Origin of the sequence: Bradyrhizobium sp. DOA1 (assembly GCF_001593325.1) — a bacterium.
Taxonomy (GTDB): Bacteria; Pseudomonadota; Alphaproteobacteria; order Rhizobiales; family Xanthobacteraceae; genus Bradyrhizobium.
Map to the genome: position 1 here is coordinate 1,134,057 of NZ_JXJM01000001.1, position 4,398 is coordinate 1,138,454.

5 protein-coding genes and 1 pseudogene are annotated in these 4,398 nt (G+C 61.7%); 5 read left to right on the top strand and 1 reads right to left on the bottom strand.

What is annotated here, in order from left to right:
- Nucleotides 1–359 (top strand): DUF3833 family protein (locus SE91_RS05310; protein ID WP_061846835.1); only part of this gene is annotated, 359 nt, incomplete at its 5' end.
- Nucleotides 360–708: 349 nt separating this feature from the next.
- Nucleotides 709–1,407, top strand: coding sequence for an NADPH-dependent F420 reductase (locus tag SE91_RS05315; protein WP_061846836.1), 699 nt, complete (start codon nt 709–711; stop codon nt 1,405–1,407).
- A 22-nt stretch (nt 1,408–1,429) separates the two neighbouring features.
- Here the strand turns inward: SE91_RS05315 and SE91_RS05320 are convergent, their stop codons facing one another.
- A complete protein-coding gene (locus SE91_RS05320) occupies nt 1,430–2,383 on the bottom strand; it encodes a LysR family transcriptional regulator (RefSeq protein ID WP_197489424.1) in 954 nt (317 codons plus the stop codon).
- An 87-nt stretch (nt 2,384–2,470) separates the two neighbouring features.
- Between SE91_RS05320 and SE91_RS05325 the strand changes: the two genes are divergently transcribed.
- The 3 genes and pseudogenes from SE91_RS05325 to SE91_RS37480 form a co-directional block, all read left to right on the top strand.
- Nucleotides 2,471–3,319, top strand: coding sequence for an NADPH-dependent F420 reductase (locus SE91_RS05325; protein WP_061846837.1), 849 nt, complete (start codon nt 2,471–2,473; stop codon nt 3,317–3,319).
- Nucleotides 3,320–3,337: 18 nt separating this feature from the next.
- Complete coding sequence (locus SE91_RS05330) at nt 3,338–4,105, top strand: SDR family NAD(P)-dependent oxidoreductase (RefSeq protein ID WP_061846838.1); 768 nt, start codon at nt 3,338–3,340, stop codon at nt 4,103–4,105.
- Between the two features lie 175 nt (nt 4,106–4,280).
- A pseudogene (locus SE91_RS37480) lies at nt 4,281–4,398 on the top strand (DUF3833 family protein); the annotation flags it as partial.

Here is a 4,398-nt window from a genome sequence, read left to right on the forward strand (position 1 = left end):
CGTCGATCACGGCTCATGGCGAGCTGGACGCGGACACCGACACCGTCGTGCTGACCGAAACCTATACCTTCGATGACGGCCACAGCGACACGTTGCGCTGGACGATTCACAAGCTAAGCGAAGGCCGATACACCGGCCACGAAAACCGCCTGGAAGGCGAAGCCACCGGCGAGCAGGCCGGTTGCGCCTTCCATTGGACCTACACGCGCGACACGCCCCAGGGCGATGGCAAGTCGTTCAAGCTGAACTTCGATGACTGGTTCTATGCGATCGACGATCGCGCCTGCATCGTTCGCGGCAGCGCCGGGCGTGCGGGGATTCCGTTCGCGACGGCGCATGTGACCTATAGGAAGCTGTAGCTTTGGCACGGTGACAGTGCGTTCAGTTGGTATGGATCGAGACTGAGCCGGCAAGTTTAGTGCAACGTCACCGTACTCCCGTCGCATTCGTTATTAGCCCTGCAGCACATCGTGGCCATGCGCGCAGCCTGCGGCTCGCCGACCGTCTTACCTGCCTCATCAGCTTGGGTGTGCTTTCAACCAGGGGCGCAACATTACGGAAACAGTGCGCAGTTCGTGCGGATTGGATTGTTGTCGTCTTCAGCAACGGTCCGTCGCCGATGCAGCCGTTAGTCAAAGCGAGGAAATCGCCCATGTCTATTCTCACGAGCGGCGACGGTGCCGCCGAGAGAACGCGAAAGGCCTCATCTTGAAAATCGGAATCCTGAATGCAGGCAATGTCGGCGGGCGGCTCGCAAGGGCGTGGGCAACTGCAGGGCATGACCTCCTCATTGCGAAGGACGGAGACAGCCGCAAGCTTGCGCCGCTCCTGGAAGAGCTGGGCGGACATGTACGACTTGGTACGATTCGCGAAGCCGCGGAGTTTGGAGACGTTGTGCTGTTCTCGGTCTACTGGCCACGCGTGGATGCGATCGTGAATGAAGTTGGCGACAGGCTCGACGGGAAGATCGTGATCGAAACGATGAACCCGCTCGGAGTGACCTCCGACTTCGTTCATTTCCACGATCTCGAATTCATGGCGCAGAACTCGACGGCCGAGTATTTGCGCGAACGCTTGCCAAACGCCCGGATCGCGAAGGCGTTCAATCTGCTCGCAGCGCCGGTGCTCGAAGCGGCGGCGTGGGAATTGGCGCAAATCCAGCCGCAAGTTTATTACGCAAGCGATGACAAAGACGCCGGGCAAGTCGTGCGCGGCTTGATCGCCGACAGTGGCTTCAGGCCTGTCAACGCAGGCCCACTCAAGATGGCGCGGCAGTTGGAGCAGGTCGGCGTGCTTCTGCACCAGGTCGCGAACCATGAATATGGCGGTGACGCATTCTTGATCCGGCTTGCCCTCGCGGTCGTCGAAGCAAATCCGGGTCCTGTCATGCGCGCACGGGTCACGTGAACAGCCCGATTGCCCATGCGGTCTATTTGATCGAACGCGCTTTCTGCTTTTTGACGGGTGGCCTCGTGGAAAGTTTGGACAGCCTTTCATGGGGAAAGCGGCTGACGGACAAATCCACGAAGCCGCGAACCTTCGGATCCATGTACCTGCTCGACGCAAAAACGGCATGAACGGGAACGGCCGCACTGGCCCAGCCGGGCAGCACATGAGCTAACGTCCCCTCGGCAACATGCGGCTCAGCCATGAAGCGCGGCAACTCGGCGATGCCCAGCCCCTCGACGGCCAGATTTCTTGCGCCGAGCGTACTGTTGATCGAGCAGCGCGGGGCCTTGGCGATCTTCTCGGTTTCCGCCCCGTTCAGCAGTATCCAGCACGAACGGGGCCGCTGCGCCTTCATGATGAGATCGTGATGCCTCAGGTCGGCGACTCCCGACAATGGCGGGCTCGTGCGCAGATATTCCGGTGATGCATAGAGGCCGTAGGTCACCTCACCGAGTTTACGGGCCGAAAGCTCGGAATCCTGGAGAGCACCGACACGGATTGCGACGTCGACGCCTTCATGAATGATATCGACGAGGCGGTTCGTGTAATCCGTCTCGACGGTCACTTTCGGCGCGAGCCGTAGAAATTCCGCGACCCATCCATCGACGACCATCGGGCCAAATTCCGCGCCGGTGGTGATTCTGAGCAGTCCCTTTGGTTCCTTGGCCTGTTGAGCGACGGCAGCCTCCGCGGCCTCGGCCGCGGTCAGGATGGACACGGCACGCTCGTAATAGTCCCGTCCGACCTCGGTCACGCTCAGGCGTCGCGTCGAACGCGTGAGAAGCTGGGCCGCCAGCTTCTCCTCCATGCGCCGGATGACCCGGCTGATGCGTGCCTTGTCGGTGCCTAACCTCTGCGCGGCCATCGTGAAAGAGCCGTCGGCCACGACTGCCACGAAGGCCCGCATTTCCGAAAAATCGATTGTTGTATCCATGGGCAACAGTCTGTGGTCCTAGGGCCTATTTGTCAATCCGGCGCAAACCTCTACGTCGATATCGACAGCAGCGAAAGAGGTAACAACGTGACTCAGACGATCGGAATCATCGGCTCCGGCCTCGTAGGAAAGGCAGTGGCTCGCCTTGCCGTGGCGGCAGGCTTCAATGTCATTATCAGCAACTCTCGCGGCCCTGAAACCATCTCGGGGCTGGTCAGGGAATTGGGGCCACGCGCGCGTGCAGCGTCCATCGAAGGCGCGATAGAAGCAGCCGACATCGTGTCGCTCGCGATCCCGCTCGCGAATTTCGAGAGCCTGCCGGCCGGCAAGCTTGCCGGGAAGATCGTCATCGACCAGACCAACTACTATCCCGGCATCGGCGATTTTCGCCGGGCCGATCTCGACAATGGCGACCTGACGTCCAGCGAGCTCGTGCAGAAGCATTTGCGCGGCGCGAAGGTGGTGAAGGGCATGCACAACCTCGGCTGGATCCACATGGAACACAACGCGCGCCCAAAGGGGCACGCCGAGCGCACGACTCTCCCGATCGCGGGTGACGACGCTGCTGCGAAGGAAGCGGTCACCCGCTTCATCGAGGCTGTCGGATACCACGTGGTCGACGCCGGGGCCCTCGCTGATAGCTGGCGCATCGAACCCAATACGCCGATTTACTTCTGGCCTTACACGCCCGCCATTCCGGCAGGCGTGTCGGAAGACGAGGCCAAGCGAATCTACAAGCAGGCCGGCAAGCCCGTCTCGCCGGAAGCCGCGCGCAAGCTGGTCGATACCGCAGTCCGTCCGTCCCCGATCGGAGGAACGCTGGAAGGCATGCCGCCGATCCATGTTGCACTGTTCCTCGAACTCGCCAGCGCCAACACGGTCCAGAGCAAAAGCACTGCGCCAGGCACTGGCGCGCCGGCTGTTCAACAACAATAGTCGTCGGGAGCGCGCAAGATGACGAAAAGACTGACTGATAGAACCGCTTTGGTGACGGGAGGGTCGAAAGGGATCGGCCGCGCGATCGCCGAGCGGTTTGCAAGGGAAGGCGCAACCGTCGCGCTGACCTACAATGCAAGCAAGGAGGGTGCGGACGACGCCGTTGCCGCGATCGAAAAAGCCGGCGGAAGCGCCTTTGCCCTGCAGGCAGACTTCACCGTTGCGGCCGCCATCCCCGATCTGTTCGAGCGTCTTGACCGGGAATTAACCCGACGCAAGGGGAGCAAGTCGCTCGACATCCTGGTCAACAACGCAGGCAATTCGGGGTGGGGTGGACTTTCTGACGCCACGCCCGAGACCTTCAATACGATGTTTGCCGTCCACGCCGGCGCCCCGTTTTTCGTCGTGCAGTCGGCGCAACGGCGTCTTTCCGATGGCGGGCGGATCATCAACATATCGTCCGCGGCGGGCATTCGGCCCATGCATGTCGCACCCATCTACTCGATGGCCAAGGCGTCGATCAACAACCTCACGCACTCGCTGGCGATCGAGCTCGGTCCGCGCAAGATCACGGTGAATGCCATCGCGCCGGGTTGGATTCGGACGGAAATGAATGCCGCCGTTCGCGAGAACCCGGACATGGTGAAGGTTATCGAGCGCGATACTGCGCTCGGGCGCTTCGGTGAAACCGACGACATTGCGAGCGTCGCGGCCTTCCTGGCTTCGGATGAAGGTCGCTGGGTGACCGCACAGATCATCGAGGTCAGTGGAGGTTACAAGCTCTAGTCCCCGAGATGAGGGGCGCAGAAGAGGGCTGCCCACGGGCGGCCCCGTTTATTCGGTATCCCGCGGCAGGTGTGTTCCCATCGTGCGGGGCAAGGTTGGTGGGCCCGGCAGGACTCGTTCGATGCGAGCCGCGCCGGTCTCCTCCCAAGTCGTCGTCGGTTTCTGAGAACTCGCCATGGCCATTGATGCGTTCGCCGGCACCACGCCGGTGTTTCTCCCCGAGCAGTTCTTCGTCGGCCGCCTGGAAGGATGGGCGGTGGTCGAGAGCCTCGTCGGCGGGCTTCTGAAGCGCA

Coding starts and splice junctions, on each gene's coding strand:
- SE91_RS05320 (WP_197489424.1), bottom strand. CDS start 2,383: ATGGATACAACAATCGATTTTTCGGAAATGCGGGCCTTCGTGGCAGTC.
- SE91_RS05330 (WP_061846838.1), top strand. CDS start 3,338: ATGACGAAAAGACTGACTGATAGAACCGCTTTGGTGACGGGAGGGTCG.